Consider the following 17,276-nt stretch of genomic DNA (forward strand, 5'->3'; position numbering starts at 1 on the left):
GCGCGCCACACCACGGCCGGTCTCAACCGCCGCGTCGCTTCGAGCCGCGCCGCCCACTCGAAGCAGCCGGCTCCTTCGGCAGGTGCCGCAATCCCATCCACCCGAGCGCCGCGACGTGGCGCGCGACGTGGTCAATGGTGAAGGAGCGCCCGTCCTCCGCCCACCACTGCCCCACCTGCGTCACCATGCCCACCAGCGCGTTCGCATAGATGGGCGCGACCTTGGGGTTGTAGCCGGCGTGCTCGAACTCGCTCTTGAAGATGTCCGCGACCCGCAGCGCGAGGTCGTCGATGACGCGCGTCAGGCCTCGCCGTCCAGCCGCGAGCGGTGAATCGCGCGTCATCACCGCGAAGCCCGCGGGCTCCTCCTTCGCGTACGTCATGAAGGCCAGCACCGCCCGTTCGAACCGTTCGCGAGGCGTACCCGTGGCGATGCTCTCCGACACGCGCGTCACCAGGTCATCCATCTCCCGGTCCACGATGGCCGCGTAGAGCCCCTCCTTCGCACCGAAGTGCTCGTAGACGATGGGCTTCGACACGCCCGCCTGGTGGGCGACCTCCTCGATGGAGGTCGCTTCGTAACCCTTCGAGGCGAACACACCTCGTCCCACCGCCATCAACTGGACCCGGCGGTCGGCACCCGACAGTCGCTTCTTCGTCGCCACGTTGACCTCTAACCTACCCAACAGTAACTTACTCAACCGGAACCTACCAACTGGTAACTCTCCGGTGGAGTTGGAGCCCCTCATGTATCCCGTCTCTCGCCGAGCCGTCTTGCCCGACGCAGCCGAGTTCAACGTCCTCGCCGTCCTCGAATCGCAGGTCCGGTCCTGAGCGCCCAGGTCGCGGAGAAGCCGAAGCTGCGGGGTGTCCTCCATCAGTTCGCCGCCACGGGGGCGCTTGGAGCGGGCCTGGTGCTGGTCTCGATGGCCCCGACCGACCGGGCCGCGACAGCCGCCGCCGTGTTCGCCGTCAGCCTGGTGGTGTTGTTCGCGGTCAGCGCGACCTACCACCGGGTGAACTGGTCCACGCGCGGGAGGACGTGGATGCGGCGCATGGACCATGCCTCCATCTTCATCCTCATCGCGGGCACCTATACGCCCGTCGCGCTGCTGGGCATCTCCGGGGCCGCGGGCAACCGCCTGCTGCTCCTCATCTGGGCGGGCGCGCTCGCCGGCGTCCTTCAGTCGCTGTTCTGGATACAGGCCCCCAAGGTGGTGACGGCGGCGTTGGCCGTCGCGGTCGGCTGGACGCTGGTGCCGTACTTCGATGAAGCACGGCAAGCCCTCACGGGCAGCAACCTGACGCTCATCCTCGCGGGAGGCGTCGCCTACACGGCAGGCGCCCTCGCCTATGCCCTGAAGCGGCCGAACCTCCGGCCCGGCGTCTTCGGCTACCACGAGATGTTCCACGCGTTGACACTGGTCGGTGCCGCGCTCCACTTCACGGTCGTCCTGCGGCTCGTCCGCGCCGCGACCCTGTAGACAGAGGAATGTCGAGGCCAGGGCGCTGGTCACCAGACAACTCGAGCCGGCTCGTCCGGCCGCTTGACTAGAATCTGGCTCTAGAATCAGATTCTAGTCATGGAGCGAAAACGTCGCAGCGCGACCGGCGAACAGAGCCGTCGTGCCATCCTGGATGCCGCGCTGGATTGCTTCTCCCGGCTTGGCTGGGCGGCGACGACCATCGAGGACATCCGCAAGGTCAGCGGCGCCAGCGTGGGCAGCGTCTACCACCACTTCGGTGCGAAGGAAGGCATCGCGGTGGCGCTCTATATCGACTGCCTGCGCCTCCATCAGGAGTCGTTGCGGGCTCGGCTGGAGCGGAAGCACGACGCGGAAGCCTTCGTGCGCACCATCGTCACCCACCACATCGCCTGGTCCCGGGAGCACCCAGAGGCCGCCCGCTATCTCCTGCGCATGCGCCGTGAGGAAGCCGTGGCCGCGGCCGAACAGGAGATTCAATCCGCGACGGGCGACTTCATCCGGGAAGGCTTCAGCCGGCTGAAGACCTACGCACAGTCGGGCGAGCTGCTGCCACTGCCTCCGGCCGTCTACTTGCCGCTGATGCTTGGCCCCGCCCAGGAGCTGCTACGTGCCTGGGCCAACGGCCACGTGGAGCTCAAGGCAGGCATCGAGAAGGTCCTCGCCGATGCCGCCTGGCGATGCCTGCGTCCGGAGACAGCCCCCTCCAGGAAGGTGCCGTGATGCAGGATGACGCCCTGCCCTCTCCCGTCACGACGTCCTCACCGGAGGTCGTCCAGATTCCCGCCCGGGATGGGCTTCCCCTCGCCGCGACGGTGTACCAGGGGCGCCAGGACAATGGCGTCGTCGTCCAGATCAATCCCGCGACGGCCGTGCCACGCAGGTACTACGACGCCTTCGCCCGGTTCCTCGCGGGCCGTGGCTTCACGGTCGTCACGTATGACTACCGGACCATGGGGGACTCGGTCGTCGACGCGTCCCTGCGCAACCAGGCCCGCTTCCAGGACTGGGGCGAGTTGGATACGCCAGCCGTCGTAGACTGGGTGACAGCCCGGTTTCCCGCGCACCGGCTCGCCGTCGTGGGCCATTCGGCGGGCGGACAGATGCTGGGGCTTGCGGAGAATGCCTCGCGCATCCAGGCCGTGTTGCTGATTGGCTCACAGCACGGCTGGTGGCGGCACTGGCCTCTCCACCAGGCGCTGCCCCTGGCGGCCATCTGGTACGTCGCGCTGCCCGTCTCCGTCGCGGTGCTGGGCTACTTCCCGGGCCGCGCCGTGGGCTCGCAGGACGTTCCGGGAGGCATCGCCAAACAGTGGGCGCGCTGGTGCCGCAACCCGAACTACGTCTCCGACGACAATGGCGCGCCGCTGCGGCCGTACAACGACCGAGTCCGGGCACGGATACGGCTCTACAGCTTCTCCGACGACGCCATCGCGCCGGAGACAGCCGCGCGTGCGTTGCTCGACTACTACCCGAACGCGACACGCGAGCACCTGCACCGCACGCCCGCGGAGCTCGGAATGAGGCGAATCGGCCACTTTGGCTGGTTCCGCGCCAGCACGCCCGAGGCCGTCTGGGTGGAAGCGGCGGATTGGCTTGAACAGACGAAGTGACTCCACCACCCAATGAGGGACTCATGAGCAACTTCATCACGGAAGAGACCGAAGGGTTCGTGCGGAAGATTGGACTGAACCGCCCTGAGAAGCGGAACGCGATGAACATCGCGCTCATCGAGCAACTCTCAGGTGCGCTGGGGCGGGCCGAGGCCGACGAGAACATTCGCGTGTGCGTGCTCTTCGCTCACGGCACCGTATTCACGGCGGGGCTGGACCTCATGGATGTGTTTCCCAGGCTCGGTGACGCCCAGACGCTGTTCAGCGCGGCGGGCATCGACCCATGGGCGACGCATGGCCCCGCGAGAACGAAGCCACTCATCGTCGCGGTGCATGGCAAGTGTCTCACGCTCGGCATCGAGTTGATGCTCGCGGCCGACATCACGGTGGCTTCCGAGGACGCCTCCTTCGAGCAGATTGAAATCGACCGAGGCATCTTCCCCTTCGGCGGGGGCACGGCCCGCTGGGTGCGGACCATGGGTTGGGGCAACGCGATGCAGTACCTGCTGACGGGCGATGCGCTCGACGCGCGTGAAGCGCACCGGTTGGGGCTCGTGCAGCGTGTCGTCTCGCGCGAGGCGCTGATGGAGACGGCGATGGGCATCGCGGCCCGCATCGCGTCGAAGCCACCGCTCGCCATCAAGGCGACCATCGAAAGCGCGAGGACGGCCGTCCTCGAAGGGGAGCGCGCCGCGGCGGCGAAGCTCCTGCCGGCCATCCAGCAGCTCGCGACGACCGAGGACGTACAGGAGGCGCTCTCCGCCCACTTCGAACGCCGGCCCGCGACCTTCCGAGGCCGATGACTCTCTCAGGAGGCCCGGAGCATGCCAGCGCATCCAGCGCCTCATCACGGGGAGCCCACCTCGCTCCGCGCGTCCGACGGATTCTCGCTCGGCGCGAGCCGCTTTGCCGCCACAGCGCCCCTTCGCGGGCGCGGCCGGCGTTCCACAGACCTTCTCCCGCCTCAGGCCTGCTCGGTGCGCAGCGTCACCGGATGCTCCTTGAGCCACGCCTGGCAGCGCTCGATGCGCGCGGCGGCGGCAGGCAGGCCCATGCTCAGCAGCAGTTCGCGATAGGGCTCGAAGGCTTCCGGCGTCCACGCGGTGAGCGCCTTGAGGTCGGCCAGCGCCACCATCTCCTCGGGCGTGCGCCCCTCCGCTTCCTTCCGCGCCGTGAGCAGCGCGGCGAGCGTCATCCGCGCGGGCTCCGCCTCGAAAGCGATGGCGGCATCCATGTACGCCGTGCGGCTGGCGTCATCCGCCGCCGCATCCTTCGCCTTCTCCCGCAGCCGGTCGAGCAGCCCCACGAGGAAGTCCTCGTCGAGCGCGTCCTTCACCGCCCGCATCAGCCCCGTCACTGCTTCCCGCCGCACCGCGGGCTCCGTGCCCGTGGGCAGGGACTTCAGCGCCTGCATCGGGTCCCAAAGCGCGCAGGTGAGCCACAGCTCCTCTTCGGGAGAGAAGACGGCCGGCGTCGTCGAGGCCCGCAGCCACGCCTCCACGCGGGCGGCGCGCTCCTTGGCCTCGCGGGCGATGCGCTCGGCCAGCTCCGGGTCCTCCTGCACGTACTTGAGCAACGCGCCCACGTCGCCGCCGCGCGCCTGCTGCAGGGCGGCCTTCGCCTCGTCGGAGAGGGACTCCTCCTCCAGCCCCTTCACCAGCGCCTCGTACTTCTGGGACAGCTCCTTGTGCCTGGCGCTCCACTCGCGGAACTGCACGTCGAACACGACGTCCAGCACGGGGATGTCCTCCGGCCGGGCCTTGCCCATCCGCTTGGACGCGGAGGCCAGCAGCGTGCCCACGCCAATCGCCCTCCGGTCCTCGGCGGACAGTCCAGGCGTGGACATCTTGGACATCAGCGCGGCGCCGAGCGCCTCCAGGAACGCGGGCGTGCCCAGCGCGCGCACCGTTCCCACCAGCAGCTCGCGCCGGGCGCTGGAGGCGTCCTGGTCCGCGTTCTCGGACAGCCGGGCCAGTTCCTTCCCCACGTGCTCGGAGAAGTCCTTCACGTCGAAGCGCAGGCCGGGCACCGGGCCCCAGCCCGTCATCAGGTCCGCCAGCCGCTCCAGGGCACCGGACAGCTTGGACACATCGGGGTCGCCCAGCACTTCCATCGCCGCTTCCAGGTCGGCCCTCAGGGGCGCGGCGGGGGCGGCGGGCGGCGAGGCCCGGGCCCGGTCCTCGGAGGCATGGCAGACCTTGTACTTCTTGCCACTGCCACAGGGACACGGGTCGTTACGGCCGGGCTTCTTCGAGCTCAAGGGGTCCTCAGGGGGTCGCGTGTGCGACAAGGAGAGTCCACGACGACGCTAGGAGTAGGCATCCCACCGGGCGGGAATCAAGCAGCGCCTGCGTCGAAGGCGACACGCTCCGCCTCCGTAAGCCCCAAACCCTGTGAGCAGCCACGCTCCTTCGCGCGGATGCCCGCTTCCAGCACGGCCTGGACGGCGACGGCCTGGATGGGCGTCACGGGGTTGCGCGCCCCTCCCAGCAGGGCATCCCGAATGCCCGCGTAGTACTGACGGTAGTCTCCTGCTGAAGCGACGGTGGGGGCGCCATCCCGCCCAGGAGCCTCACCCCACGCCGAGCCTTCCGGGGACTCACCCGTCACCAGACGCGGCACCTGCGGCTCCCTACCCAACGTGAGCCACGACCCCCGTGAGCCATGCACGGCGAAGCGAGGCATCGTGGCCGCGATGAGCATGGACGCCTGGAGCACCACCTGCCGCCGTGGATAGACGAGCGTGTACTGGAACCAGTCATCCACGAAAGCGCCCTCTCGCAGCGTCTCGCGCGTACCCGACACGGACTCCGGCAATCCAAACAGTTGCAGCGCCTGGTCAACGAGGTGCGGCCCCAGGTCGAACCACACGCCCGCCCCAGGACCTATCTGTTCCCGCCACTGGCTGCGAACCTCGGGACGGAACCGGTCGAAGCGTGACTCGACGTGCGCCACGTGTCCCAGGGTGCCTTCCGCTAGCAGTGCCCTCAATGCCAGGAAGTCGGTGTCCCAACGCCGGTTGTGGAACACCGAGAGCAGCAGGCCGCGCGACTCCGCCAGGGCGCGCAGCGCGCGGGCTTCCTCCAGGGTGATGGTGAAGGGCTTGTCGACGACGACGTGCTTCCCTGCCCGGAGCGCGGCCTCCGCCAGTGGCACGTGGAGTTCATTCGCCGTGGCGATGACGACCAGGTCCACATCGGGGTGCGTCGCCCCGGCTTCATGGGAGCCGCAGAAGGTGACGTTCGGCAGCGTGGAGCGCACCGCCTCTTCCTGGCGTGAGGCGACGACCTGGAGCACCAGCCCGTCCACACCTTGAATCAGCGGGGTGTGGATGTACCTGCCCGCGATGCCGAAGCCCAGCAAGGCCACTCGGAGAGGTGCTCGTCCAGGAGAGGAATCGGCCATGGCGCACCCTACCCTGGAAAGGGCAACGCCGCCCGTCGAGGAGGACGGGCGGCGTCGCGGTGGGGGAGCGGGCTTCCGGGGAGGCCTCGGCGCCGAGGCTTCCACCGCTCCCTTTCTCTGGAACAGGCTCAGGTGTGGTGGTGCAGGCTCTCCACCAGGTACGGGTCACCCACCGGCACCATGGGCGTGGAGCGCACGGTGCGCGTCACCGCCAGCGTGAAGAGCGCGGCCATGCCCACGAAGCCGGCCAGCTCGAACACGCCCAGGGCCACGCCGTCCGGCTGCAGGCCGGGCACCACCATCAGGTACAAGTCCAACCAGCGTCCCACCAGGAGGATGGCCGCCACGCGCAGCAGATGCGACGGATTGCGCTTCGCCGGCCGGGGCAGCAGCAGCACGAAGGGCAACGCCCAGTTGAGCGCCACGTTCACATAGAAAGCCACGGCCCAGGTGCCGTGCAGCCGCGTGACGAAGTAGACCGTCTCCTCCGGGATGTTCGCGTACCAGATGAGCAGGAATTGCGAGAACCACAGATAAGCCCACAGCGTGGCGAAGCCGAACATCAGCTTGCCCAAGTCGTGCAGGTGGCTGGTGTTGAGCTGCGGCAGCGCACCCGCGCGGTGGAGCAGAATCGCCGTCACGGTGATGGCACACACGCTGGAGCTGAGCAGGCCCGCCACGTTGTAGAGCGCGTAGATGGTGCTGAACCAGTGCGGCTCCAACGTCATCAGCCAGTCGAACGCGGCCAGACAGAAGGTCAGCGCGAAGAGCACCAGGAACACCGCCGACACCGTCACGTTGCGCCCGGCCAGCTCCGGGGAGCGCTCCGCGTCCTGCCGCAGGGAGATACGCCGCAGCATCCACGTGAAGCCCACCCACAGCGCCAGCATCACCACCATGCGCACCGCGAAGAAGGGCACGTTGAGGAAGGCGGCCTTCTCGTGCAGCAGGTGGTCCGTCTCCATGACGCCCGGCCTGGCCCACGGGTACAGCGAGGACACGAAGGGCAGCAGCGCCAGAATCGTCACCGCGCCCCAAGGCACGTAGGCCGCGAAGGCCTCGGGGATGCGCTTGAACACGGTGAACCAGCCCGCGTTGGCCACGTACATCAGCGCCAGGAACACCGCCCCGCCCAGGCCCAGGCAGAGGAAGTAGAAGCCGCTGGTGAGCAGGCTCGTCAGGGCACGCTCACGCGCGATGGCCAACCCCGCCACCAGGATGCCCAGGCCCACGCCGGCCAACACCTGCGCCGCGCGGTGCACGGCGGGAGGAACCTCGAAGCCGCGGGTCGAAACAGCGGCCTCCTCATGCGTCGAAGCACTCATGGCACGTCCTTCCGCGCCGTCCGCGCGGGGTCCTGCAAGGTCCGGACGTAGTGGACAATCTTCCACCGGTCCTCCGGAGCCACCTGCGAGCCATGGGCCGGCATCAGCCCCTGCCCGTGGGTGATGATGTGAAACATCTGTCCGTCAGGAAGCTGCTTCGCGTGCTCCGCCAGCAGCGACGGCGGCATGGGGAAGCGCGCGGTGACGAGCCCGTCTCCCAGGCCCTCCGTGCCGTGGCACGGCCCGCAGTAGCGCGAGAAGGTCACCTTCCCCCGCGCCAGCACCTCCGGCGATGCCGGGTACGGATTCTGGAGCTCCCGCCCCGCGCGTGCCGCCTCCTCGGTGCCCGCGGCCAGGTGCAGCGGCTGATGCCCACGCGGCACCGTCCCCTTCACCGGCGCCAGCAGCGTCTTGCCGTCCACGGTGACGGGGTTGGCCGAGAAGGTGTCGAACGGCACGGACGACACCATGTCCGGCGCGTATTCGAAGTTGGGCCGCGTCTCGTCCTGCTCGCAGCCCGCGACGGTCAGACTCAGGACCACCACGCCCAGGTGCAGCCTTCTCACGACGCCACCTCCTCCAGCAGGTCCGTCGCCACCGCGCCATGGCGGCGCATCAGGTCCTCGGCCGCGTCCAGCTCCGAGGGTGCCTCGCGCGGCGCCACCGCGATGGCGAACCGGTCATCCGTGACACGCGGGAGCACCGCGCGGCGGCTCCCCGGGAAGAGCTTCGCCCGCGCCAGGAAGGCCGCCACCGTCGCCAGCGCCGCGAACAGCACCGTCAGCTCGAAGGTCACCGGGATGAACGCGGGGAACGAGTTGAAGGGCTTTCCGCCCACGTTGAGCGGCCAGCTCACCACGCTGGTGTAGTACTGGAGCGACAGCGCCAGCGTGCAGCCCAGCAAGCCCGCGCCGAAGCACACCCACGTGAGGCGGCTGGGCTTGAGGCCCATCGCGTCGTCCAGGCCGTGCACCGCGTACGGTGTGTACACGTCGTGGAGGACGAAGCCCGCCTCGCGCACCGCGCGGGTGGCGTCGAGCACCTGCGCCTCACTGTCGAAGTAGCCGATGAGAACCGGGGCACTCATACAGGTGCATCCTTTCGGGTGGCGATGGCCAGCGGCACCGGCGACACGGGCCGGTGGGCCACGGGGTGCGGCTCCTCGGCGACCGGCTTCGCGGGCGGGCGCGGCTGCGTTTCATGACCTTCGCGAGCGAAGCCCAGCACGCTCTTCACCTCGCCGATGGAGATGATGGGCAGCACGCGGACGAAGAGCAGGAACAGCGTGAAGAAGAGGCCGAAGGTGCCGATGAAGGTCCCCACCTCCACCATCGTCGGCGTGTACATGGCCCAGCTCGACGGCAGGAAGTCGCGGTGGAGGCTGGTGACGATGATGACGAAGCGCTCGAACCACATGCCCACGTTGATGACCAGCGACAGGACGAAGATGGCTGCGGGCGAGGTGCGTATCTTCTTGAACCAGAAGAGGTGCGGCGACACCACGTTGCACGTCACCATGATCCAGTACGCCCAGGCGTTGGGGCCGAAGGCGCGGTTCATGAAGGCGAAGCGCTCGTAGGGGTTGCCCGAGTACCAGGCGATGAAGAACTCCGTCGCGTACGCCAGCGACACCAGGCCACCCGTGACGATGATGATCTTCGTCATGTTCTCCAGGTGGCGCAGGGTGATGAGGTGCTCGTAGCCCAGCACCACGCGGGTGATGATCATCAGCGTCAGCACCATGGCGAAGCCGCTGAACACCGCGCCCGCGACGAAGTACGGCGGGAAGATGGTGGTGTGCCAGCCAGGGATGACCGACGTGGCGAAGTCCATGGAGACGATGGTGTGCACGCTGAGCACCAGCGGCGTCGCCAGGCCCGCCAGCAGCAGGTACACCGTCTCGTAGCGGCTCCACGTCCGGTTCGAGCCCGTCCACCCCAGCGACATCACCTTGAAGACGGCCTTGCGAATCCCCGCCTTCGCCCTGTCGCGCACCGTGGCCAGGTCCGGAATCAGGCCCACGTACCAGAACACCGCCGACACGGTGAAGTACGTGGAGATGGCGAACACGTCCCACAAGAGCGGCGAGCGGAAGTTCACCCACAGGCTGCCGCGGTCGTTCGGATACGGCATCACCCAGAAGGCCAGCCACGGCCGGCCCATGTGGATGAGGGGGAAGAGCGCCGCGCACATGACGGCGAACAGCGTCATCGCCTCCGCCGCGCGGTTGATGCTGGTGCGCCACTTCTGCCGGAAGAGGAAGAGGATGGCGGAGATGAGCGTGCCGGCGTGGCCGATGCCCACCCAGAACACGAAGTTGGTGATGTCGAAGGCCCAGCCAATCGTCTTGTTGAGGCCCCACACTCCGATGCCCGTCGCCACCTGGTAGCCGACGATGCCGGCGCCCGTGCCGAGCACGGACACCGCGATGCCGAAGGCCACCCACCACTTCCACGTGGGGGCCCGCTCCATGGGGGCGCAGATCTCCTCGGTGAGCTGGCCCAGGGAGCGCGGCTCGGTGACGAGCGGTTCGCGCAGCGGGGACAGATGCTGGTTGCTCATGTGCCGCTTCCCGACCCGGTGTTCCGGATCTTCGTGAGGTAGGTGATGGACGACCCGATGTTCAGCTCCTCCAGCAGCCGGAACGCGCGCCCGTCCTTCGCCAGTCGCGCCACCTGGCTGTCCGGGTCGTTCACGTCACCGAAGTGGATGGCCTTCGCGGGGCAGCTCTGCTGGCACGCCGTCTGGATGTCCCCGTCACGCAGCGGGCGGCCTTCCCGGTTCGCGGCGGCCTTGGACTCCTGGATGCGCTGCACGCACATCGAGCACTTCTCCATGACGCCCCGGCTGCGCACCACGACGTCCGGGTTGAGCACCATCCGCTCCAACGGCTCGGCGTGCTCGTAGTCGAACCAGTTGAAGCGGCGGACCTTCGTGGGGCAGTTGTTGGCGCAGTACCGGGTCCCCACACAGCGGTTGTAGACCTGCTGATTGAGGCCCTCGCTGGAGTGCACCGTGGCCAGAGCCGGGCACACCGTCTCGCACGGCGCATTCTCACAGTGCTGGCACATCATCGGCTGGTGGACGACCTGGGGATTGGCTTCGTCACCCTGGTAGTACCGGTCGATGCGCATCCAGTGCATGTCCCGCCGGCGCAGCACCTCCTCGCGCCCCACGCTGGGGATGTTGTTCTCCGCCTGGCACGACACCACGCAGGCCGAGCACCCCGTGCAGGCGCTCAGGTCCACCGCCAGCGCCCACCGGTGCCCCTTGTACTCGTGGCCGGACCACAGGGAGAGCGAGTGCCCTCCCCCGCCGTGCCCCGCCTGCACCTCGTTGCCCGCGCGCGGGTTGGCCAGGAAGGCGGCCAGCTCCGCCTCGCGCACGTGCGGCCGTCCCTCCAGCCGGTGGTGCGTCTGCGTCAGCGCCAGGGGCTGCTGCTCGCCCGTGGCCTGCACCGTGACGCCGGGCACCGTGCGCCGCGCGCGCCCGTCCACCACCGCCGACAGCGGGTAGCCGTTGACGCCGATGCCGTCCGCGACGCGCCCGGCCTGCGTGCGGCCGTAGCCCACCGCCACCGCGATGACGGAGGGGTGCGTTCCCGCCTGCACCAGCACTGGCAGCGACAGCGTCGTGCTCCCCGCTCGGACCTGGACGACGTCGCCGTCCTTCAACCCCAGCGCCTTCGCGCGGGCCGGGGCGATGCACGCCGGGTTGCCCCACGTCACCTTGGTGATGGGGTCCGCCACCTCCTGGAGCCAGGCGTTGTTCGCGGGCGCGCCATCACGCAGCGCCACCGTGGGATACAGCACCAGCTCCCACTCCGCGGCATGACGGGCCACGCCGGCCAGCGCCTTCGCCAGCCCTTCCTCGCGGAAGGCGGGTGCTTCCGGCGCAGCGGCGCCGAGCGTCACCACTCCCCGGCGGAGGGCATCGTCCCAGAAGGCTATGAAGCCCTGCCCCAGGCCGCTGGCCCGGGGGAAGACCTCCGCCTCCCAGCGCGCGCGGAGGAAGTCGTAGTGCGGCTGGGGCGCTCCCGCCCACTGGAGCAGCGACTCCACGCCGCTGCGCGTCTCGTGTAGCGGCGCCACCGCGGGCTGGCGCAGTGACACGACGCCCCGGCGCACCTCCGCGTCGCCCCACGACTCCAGCGCGGTGGACTCCGGTGCATGGAGGCCCACGTGCACGGCCGTCTCGTCCCGCCGGTCGCTGGTGGACAGCGTGAGCGGCACGTCCTTCAGCAGCGCGGCCAGCTCCGCGCCGCGCGGGTCGCTGTAGACGGGATTGACGCCCATGAAGAGCACCGCGCCCACGCTGCCGGCGCGCAGCTCGGTCAGCAGCGTTCCCAAGGACAGCGCGTCCGCGTCCAGCGCCGTGCCGTCCGCCAGCGACACCGTGTGGCCCTCGTTGCCCAGCAGCGCGTTGGCGGTGTTGGCCAGCACCTGCGTGGCCACGTCATCACCGCCCGCCACCACCAGGGCGTCCTGGCGCTGGACCCACAGCGAGTCCGCGAGCTCCACCCTCGCGGCTTCGTCCAGCGCGGGCGGCGGCAGCGACGGCAGTCCGGGCACCTCGCGGCCCGACTTCACCGCCAGCCGCCGCACCAGGTCCGCCAGCACCAGCGCCACATCGGAAGGCGCCACCACGAAGCGGCGGTCCGCGGCGGCACCGGTGAGCGTCATCACCGGCTCCACCTGGAAGTGCCGCGACATCGTCCGGCGCCGGGCCGCGTCGCGCGACTCCGCGTACTGCCGGGTGAAGGCCACGGGCGACACCCACGTCCCCAGGAAGTCCGCGCCGAAGCTGGCGATGACGGCGGCCTTGTCGAAGCGGTAATCCGGCACGGCGCGCACGCCGTGCGTGACGCGGTGGGCGTCGGCGATGGCGGCCAGCTCGCCCAGGGCTTCATCGCGCACGGTGCGCGCGGTGGGGAACGCGGTCAGGAAGCGCTTCACGGCCGCCTCCGCCGTGGGCCCCAGGTGCCAGGGCAACACCACACGGATGCCCTTCCCCGCCTCGGTGGCCTTGCGCAGGGCCTGCGTGACGTCCGCGTCCAGGTCCGTCCAGGACACGCGCGTGGCGCCGCGAGTGGGGTAACGGGCGCGGCTCGCGTCGTAGAGCGACAGCACCGACGCCTGGCCCACCGAGCACACACCGCCACGCGACACGGGGTGCTCGTCGTTGCCCTCCACCTTGATGGGGCGGCCATCGCGCGTCTTCAGCAGCAGGCCGCACCGGGCGCTGCACCCGTTGCAGGTGGACGCGTACCAGAGCGCCAGCCCCGGCGTGACTTCATCCGGGCGCGCCACGTAGGGAATGATTTGCTGCACCGGCGCGCGCTGGCAGGCCACCATGGCCGCCGCGGCGCTCAGGCCCATCAGCTTGAAGAAGTCACGGCGGCTGTTCGCATCCGGAGGCGTGGCGGCGACGCCCACCGGGAGCGGCTCCGCGAATTCATCCTGCGTCTGTGCGAGAGCGCCAAGGTCGCCAGCGCGCTCCGCCAGGCTCTGCCAGTACTTGGGAAGTGGGTCGGACATGGATGGGACTCCTCAGCGGTGGCAGCTCGAGCAGTCCGTGGGGGGCTGCAGGATTCGAGGGGCCTTCAACGGCTCCGGCGCGGGCGCACCGGACGACAAGGCCAACAGCTCTCCAGCGCGGGGCGCGGAAGGCGGCGGCGCGGACACCTGCTTCGCCGCCGTGTCGCGGTGGCAGTCCAGGCACCAGCCCATCGTCATGGGCTCCTTCTGCTCCACGCGCACCATCTCCTGCACGGGCCCGTGGCACGTCTGGCAGTCCAGGCCCGCGCTCACGTGGCTGGCATGGTTGAAGTACGCGTGGTCTGGCAGACGGTGGATGCGAACCCACGCCAGCGGCTTGTTCTCCGCCACCGCGGCCGCGACCTTCTTGATTTCGGGCGAGTCCGTCTTCACCTGCGTGTGGCAGTTCATGCACACGCTGGTGGAGGGCACGCCGGCGTGGCGGCTCTTCTCCGCGCCCACGTGGCAGTACTGACAATCCAGGCCGTACTGCCCGGCGTGGACGGCGTGGGAGAAGGCCACGGGCTGCTCGGGCATGTAGCCCTGCTGGTTGTTCACCGGGCCGCTGCATGCCGTCAGGGACAGGGCCAGCCAGCCAGCGGTCAGGGCACGACAAGGGAAGCGAGTCGAGGCGTCTTTCATGACGGGTGTGCCGCCGCGTCAGCGGGCGGTCTCCTCCCGAGGCGTGACGAGCAGGGGCGCGGTGATGGGCTCGGGCCGCGCGCGGATGAAGAGAGCCAGCGCCAGCACCACCATCCCAAACAGGGTGTGGAACTGGACGATGAAGGGCGCCTGCGCCAGCAGCGACGCGTCCGGCTGGAAGGCCAGCACCGAGCGCAGGTACGGCACCACCACGTGGACGTACCAGGCAGAGCCCCAGCGCACCGCCACCGCCAGGTAGATGCCGGAGAGGGACTGCGCGAACAGCAACCCCAGCAGCGCGGCGGTGCTCCACTGCCCTTCCCGGACGCGGCGCACCGTCAGGCCCGCCAGGCCCCAGGCGAGCAGCAGCGCGCCGATGAGGCTCACCGCCTCCAGCGTGAAGAGGCGGCCCGGCGACGCATTGAAGGCCTGCATCACGCGCGGCGCCAGCAGCCCCAGCAGATGGTTCAGGCCCACGATGGCGCCCCCCGCCAGCACGGCCCGCCCAGAGAGCGTCCAGGGCGTGGGAGCGCTGGGGGCACTCGCGGGTGCGCGTGCCATCAGCCGGCGCGCAACTCCCGCCACGGCCGCGCCCGCCGCCACGTAGGGGATGGCGGAGAAGAGGGCTTCACTCACGGCTGACCTCGCTTGGTGTGCGCGTTGAAGGCAACGCCCATGAACCCGAGCACCGCGAGCATTCCGACGAGGCCCAGGTAGAAGAAATCCCTGTCCGTGCGAGGCTTGCTGCCATCGCTCGACACGTCCGCGAGGTACGACTTGAGGGCGTATTGCTCCTCCTCCTCCAGCGGGGCCTTCGCGTACAGCGCGGCCATCATCGGCGTGTCCAGCTTCGCCAGCAGAGGCCGCATTCCGCGCTCGCCCATGCGCGCGAAGGCGAAGGTGAGGTTGGGCCCCAGCGTGCCGCCGCCCGCCACGCCCAGCCCGCGCACGTCATGACAGCCGAAGCAGGCGGGACCGCCCTTCGCCAGGGCTTCCGTGCCCTCGAAGAGCCGACGGCCGCGCGCAATCTCTTCCGAGGTCGCGTCCGTGCCCATCTTCGCCGCGGGCGATGGCTTGCAGCCGCCCATCCCCTTCTGCGTGCAGTCGCGGAAGAAGGCGTAGAGGGCGCCGCGCTCCTCGGGGGAGAGCTGCTGGTCCGGCATGCGGATGCCGTTGAACTGCTTCAGCAGCGCGGTGGCCACCGGGTCGCCCTCGTCGATGACGGCGCCGGGGCTGGTGATGAAGCGGGTGACCCATGCCTCGTCGCGCCGCTCCATCACCCCGTGCAGGTCCGGCCCCACGCGGTCGCCCTCGCCCACCGTGTGACAGGTGGCGCAGCGCTGCGTGAAGAGCGTGGCCCCTTGCGAGGCGCTCTGCGCTCCCGCCACTGGCGCCGCCACCAGGGCCAGAAGCTGAATGACGGGGACGAGCCCCCGCGCCATGCGCGGTCGTCCTTCCTGGGCATGTGTCCGCATCGCCGCGTGCCCCTCCTCGAAGGGAGGCCGGGCTCACTGCCCGGCACGCACGACACGAATTGCAATGCGAGGGCCAGAATGACGAAAGGCCAACACCCAGGCGAACATGCGTGGGGGTTGGCCTGATGCGCGCAGCATTTGCGCCGCGCGCCGTGATTCAGCGCAGCATTTACCCGGCGCGGCTCACATCGCCGTCGTGGTGAACACGCCACGGCCAATGGCCATGATGCCGCCGATGATGAAGACGATGGACACCACCACGCCCACCAGCGGCAGCACGAAGGCCGGCTGCGGCTTGCGGCGGTTGATGGACAGCGTCGCCTGCGCCACACCGGCGGCGAGCACCATCATCACGATGTGCCCGATGAGCGCCGGGTAATAGAAGCGCGTCACCAGCACGCCGACGCCCAGCAGTACCTGGAGCTGGAGCAGCCCGGAGTAGGCCGAGCCCAGGATGCGCCCCAGCTTGTCGAAGGGCTTCCGGGTGGCGAGCCCGTAGGCGAAGTACGCGAGGGCCAGGATGCCAGCCAGCAGCACCAGATAACGGAGCCCGGAGTGGGCGTAGAAGAGCATTCGGTCCATGGACCTTGCTGCTTAGCAACGCGCGGGGCGCCGCGCACCTTTCAAGACGGGTCCGGCTTGGGCGTCTTCGCGGTACTGGGCGGCAGTTGGGGCGGAGCGATGAACTCCGCGGGGGGCAGCTCCCCCGTGAGGCTCTTGAGGAAGGCGACCAGGTCGTCCACCTCGGGGTCCGTCAGCGTGCGCGCCAGTTGGTGCTTCGCCATCAGCCGCACCATCTGCGGCAACTCCACCACGCTGCCGTCGTGCAGGTACGGCCCCGTCTTGTCCACGTTGAGGAGCGTGGGCACGCGGAACTTGCCCCGGTCATCCTCGTTCTTCGTGGCGTCGAAGCGGCCCGCGTCCTTCAGGCCCGGGTAGTCCTCGATGAGGCCCAGCTTCTGGAAGGAGGTACCGCCCACGGCGGGGCCGTTGTGGCAGGTGGTGCACCCGGTGGTGGCGAAGAGCTGCAGGCCCCGCTGCTCCTGCTCCGTCAGCGCGTCGTGCTTGCCGCCCACGAAGGAATCGAAGCGCGAGGTGGTGACCAGCTTGCGCTCGAAGGCGGCGATGGCGCGCGCGGCGTTGGCCATGGTCACCGGCTTCTTGTCGCCCGGAAAGGCCTCGCGGAAGCGCTTCGTGTACTCCGGGATGGAGGTCAGCGTGGCCACCACGCGCTTCTCATCCGGCATGGCCATCTCCACCGGATTGAGGATGGGGCCGGTGGCCTGCGCCTCCAGCGTGTCCACGCGCCCGTCCCAGAACTGCGCGATGTGCCCGCCCGCGTTGTAGACGGTGGGCGAGTTGCGCGTCCCCTTCAGCCCCTTGTGGCCGTCCGACAACGCCTTGTTGTCCACGCCGAAGGTCGTCAGGCCGTGGCAGGTGTTGCAGGACACGTCGTGGTTCTTCGACAGGCGCGGCTCGAAGTAGAGCATCCGCCCCAGCGTCACCTGGGCGTCGGTGTCCTCGGGGGGAGGCGGCGCGTCCTTGCGCATGGGCAGCGGCTTGAAGAAGTGCGCGAGCTGCTCGGCCGTCATCGGCTTGGGCGCCGGCAGCTTCTGGGCTTCCGGCGCGGCCACGGGCGCCTCAGCGGACGGCGGCGTCCGCTCACACCCCGTGAGCGCACTGACGCCCAGGGCGGACAGCGACAGCAGCGAGACCCACCGGTTCTGAATCATGGAAGCCCTCCATGGCCACTTCGATAGCGCGGCGCAACCTAGCAGCAAGCAGCCTGGGAGGAA

Annotated in this window: 17 protein-coding genes; 4 read left to right on the plus strand and 13 right to left on the minus strand. The window is 69.4% G+C overall.

The annotated features are described in order from the left end of the window. Positions 1 to 22 precede the first annotated feature (22 nt). Positions 23 to 664 (minus strand): TetR/AcrR family transcriptional regulator, encoded by a 642-nt coding sequence (locus OZ403_RS29220; RefSeq protein ID WP_228559401.1) that lies wholly within the window; start codon positions 662 to 664, stop codon positions 23 to 25. Positions 665 to 859: 195 nt separating this feature from the next. Here OZ403_RS29220 and trhA point away from each other — a divergent pair, with 195 nt between their 5' ends. From trhA to OZ403_RS29240, 4 genes are all read left to right on the plus strand, one after another. After that, positions 860 to 1,483 (plus strand): PAQR family membrane homeostasis protein TrhA, encoded by a 624-nt coding sequence (gene trhA, locus OZ403_RS29225; protein ID WP_237078467.1) that lies wholly within the window; start codon positions 860 to 862, stop codon positions 1,481 to 1,483. A gap of 99 nt (positions 1,484 to 1,582) precedes the next feature. Next, on the plus strand, positions 1,583 to 2,206 hold the full coding sequence (locus OZ403_RS29230; RefSeq protein ID WP_140856495.1) for a TetR/AcrR family transcriptional regulator: 624 nt from the start codon (positions 1,583 to 1,585) through the stop codon (positions 2,204 to 2,206). After that, positions 2,206 to 3,096, plus strand: coding sequence for an alpha/beta hydrolase family protein (locus OZ403_RS29235; RefSeq protein ID WP_140856497.1), 891 nt, complete (start codon positions 2,206 to 2,208; stop codon positions 3,094 to 3,096). The genes OZ403_RS29230 and OZ403_RS29235 overlap by 1 nt, the downstream gene beginning before the upstream one ends. 23 nt (positions 3,097 to 3,119) lie before the next feature. Beyond that, the gene (locus OZ403_RS29240) at positions 3,120 to 3,899 is read left to right on the plus strand and encodes a crotonase/enoyl-CoA hydratase family protein (protein WP_268782319.1); all 780 of its coding nucleotides are present in this window, start codon (positions 3,120 to 3,122) and stop codon (positions 3,897 to 3,899) included. 161 nt (positions 3,900 to 4,060) lie between these two features. Here the strand turns inward: OZ403_RS29240 and OZ403_RS29245 are convergent, their stop codons facing one another. The 12 genes from OZ403_RS29245 to OZ403_RS29300 all read right to left on the minus strand — a co-directional run bounded on the left by OZ403_RS29245 (position 4,061) and on the right by OZ403_RS29300 (position 17,213). Further along, positions 4,061 to 5,356: a YecA family protein gene (locus OZ403_RS29245; RefSeq protein ID WP_268782320.1), complete on the minus strand. Its 1,296-nt coding sequence runs from the start codon at positions 5,354 to 5,356 to the stop codon at positions 4,061 to 4,063. Between the two features lie 77 nt (positions 5,357 to 5,433). Continuing rightward, positions 5,434 to 6,501: an oxidoreductase gene (locus OZ403_RS29250; RefSeq protein WP_140794594.1), complete on the minus strand. Its 1,068-nt coding sequence runs from the start codon at positions 6,499 to 6,501 to the stop codon at positions 5,434 to 5,436. Positions 6,502 to 6,629: 128 nt separating this feature from the next. Next, positions 6,630 to 7,826: a hypothetical protein gene (locus OZ403_RS29255; protein WP_268782321.1), complete on the minus strand. Its 1,197-nt coding sequence runs from the start codon at positions 7,824 to 7,826 to the stop codon at positions 6,630 to 6,632. Continuing rightward, the gene (locus OZ403_RS29260) at positions 7,823 to 8,392 is read right to left on the minus strand and encodes a c-type cytochrome (protein WP_140794596.1); all 570 of its coding nucleotides are present in this window, start codon (positions 8,390 to 8,392) and stop codon (positions 7,823 to 7,825) included. The genes OZ403_RS29255 and OZ403_RS29260 overlap by 4 nt, the downstream gene beginning before the upstream one ends. Continuing rightward, positions 8,389 to 8,913, minus strand: a complete 525-nt coding sequence (locus OZ403_RS29265; protein WP_140799622.1) for a DUF3341 domain-containing protein — start codon at positions 8,911 to 8,913, stop codon at positions 8,389 to 8,391. The genes OZ403_RS29260 and OZ403_RS29265 overlap by 4 nt, the downstream gene beginning before the upstream one ends. Then, positions 8,910 to 10,388, minus strand: coding sequence for an NrfD/PsrC family molybdoenzyme membrane anchor subunit (nrfD, locus tag OZ403_RS29270; protein ID WP_268782322.1), 1,479 nt, complete (start codon positions 10,386 to 10,388; stop codon positions 8,910 to 8,912). Before nrfD ends, OZ403_RS29265 begins: the two co-directional genes overlap by 4 nt. Then, a complete protein-coding gene (locus OZ403_RS29275) occupies positions 10,385 to 13,363 on the minus strand; it encodes a TAT-variant-translocated molybdopterin oxidoreductase (protein WP_268782323.1) in 2,979 nt (992 codons plus the stop codon). Before OZ403_RS29275 ends, nrfD begins: the two co-directional genes overlap by 4 nt. Before the next feature lie 12 nt (positions 13,364 to 13,375). Further along, positions 13,376 to 14,005 (minus strand): cytochrome c3 family protein, encoded by a 630-nt coding sequence (locus tag OZ403_RS29280; protein ID WP_140794600.1) that lies wholly within the window; start codon positions 14,003 to 14,005, stop codon positions 13,376 to 13,378. Positions 14,006 to 14,023: 18 nt separating this feature from the next. Beyond that, a complete protein-coding gene (locus tag OZ403_RS29285; RefSeq protein WP_268782324.1) occupies positions 14,024 to 14,641 on the minus strand; it encodes a respiratory nitrate reductase subunit gamma in 618 nt (205 codons plus the stop codon). Beyond that, on the minus strand, positions 14,638 to 15,447 hold the full coding sequence (locus OZ403_RS29290) for a c-type cytochrome (protein ID WP_268782325.1): 810 nt from the start codon (positions 15,445 to 15,447) through the stop codon (positions 14,638 to 14,640). Before OZ403_RS29290 ends, OZ403_RS29285 begins: the two co-directional genes overlap by 4 nt. A 216-nt stretch (positions 15,448 to 15,663) precedes the next feature. Then, the gene (locus OZ403_RS29295; RefSeq protein ID WP_090490155.1) at positions 15,664 to 16,062 is read right to left on the minus strand and encodes a hypothetical protein; all 399 of its coding nucleotides are present in this window, start codon (positions 16,060 to 16,062) and stop codon (positions 15,664 to 15,666) included. Positions 16,063 to 16,103: 41 nt separating this feature from the next. Then, positions 16,104 to 17,213 carry a cytochrome-c peroxidase gene (locus OZ403_RS29300; RefSeq protein WP_268782326.1) on the minus strand — a complete coding sequence of 370 codons (1,110 nt, stop codon included), beginning with the start codon at positions 17,211 to 17,213 and terminating at the stop codon, positions 16,104 to 16,106. Positions 17,214 to 17,276: the final 63 nt, after the last annotated feature.

Source organism: Myxococcus sp. NMCA1, assembly GCF_026810205.1.
Taxonomy (GTDB): domain Bacteria; phylum Myxococcota; class Myxococcia; order Myxococcales; family Myxococcaceae; genus Myxococcus; species Myxococcus xanthus_A.

Excerpts from the sequence above, each read along its gene's own strand:
- nrfD (WP_268782322.1), bottom strand. The coding sequence starts at position 10,388 with ATGAGCAACCAGCATCTGTCCCCGCTGCGCGAACCGCTCGTCACCGAG.
- OZ403_RS29280 (WP_140794600.1), bottom strand. The coding sequence starts at position 14,005 with ATGAAAGACGCCTCGACTCGCTTCCCTTGTCGTGCCCTGACCGCTGGC.
- OZ403_RS29235 (WP_140856497.1), top strand. The coding sequence starts at position 2,206 with ATGCAGGATGACGCCCTGCCCTCTCCCGTCACGACGTCCTCACCGGAG.
- OZ403_RS29250 (WP_140794594.1), bottom strand. The coding sequence starts at position 6,501 with ATGGCCGATTCCTCTCCTGGACGAGCACCTCTCCGAGTGGCCTTGCTG.
- OZ403_RS29275 (WP_268782323.1), bottom strand. The coding sequence starts at position 13,363 with ATGTCCGACCCACTTCCCAAGTACTGGCAGAGCCTGGCGGAGCGCGCT.
- OZ403_RS29230 (WP_140856495.1), top strand. The coding sequence starts at position 1,583 with ATGGAGCGAAAACGTCGCAGCGCGACCGGCGAACAGAGCCGTCGTGCC.
- OZ403_RS29240 (WP_268782319.1), top strand. The coding sequence starts at position 3,120 with ATGAGCAACTTCATCACGGAAGAGACCGAAGGGTTCGTGCGGAAGATT.
- OZ403_RS29290 (WP_268782325.1), bottom strand. The coding sequence starts at position 15,447 with ATGGCGCGGGGGCTCGTCCCCGTCATTCAGCTTCTGGCCCTGGTGGCG.
- OZ403_RS29265 (WP_140799622.1), bottom strand. The coding sequence starts at position 8,913 with ATGAGTGCCCCGGTTCTCATCGGCTACTTCGACAGTGAGGCGCAGGTG.
- OZ403_RS29300 (WP_268782326.1), bottom strand. The coding sequence starts at position 17,213 with ATGATTCAGAACCGGTGGGTCTCGCTGCTGTCGCTGTCCGCCCTGGGC.
- OZ403_RS29255 (WP_268782321.1), bottom strand. The coding sequence starts at position 7,826 with ATGAGTGCTTCGACGCATGAGGAGGCCGCTGTTTCGACCCGCGGCTTC.
- OZ403_RS29295 (WP_090490155.1), bottom strand. The coding sequence starts at position 16,062 with ATGGACCGAATGCTCTTCTACGCCCACTCCGGGCTCCGTTATCTGGTG.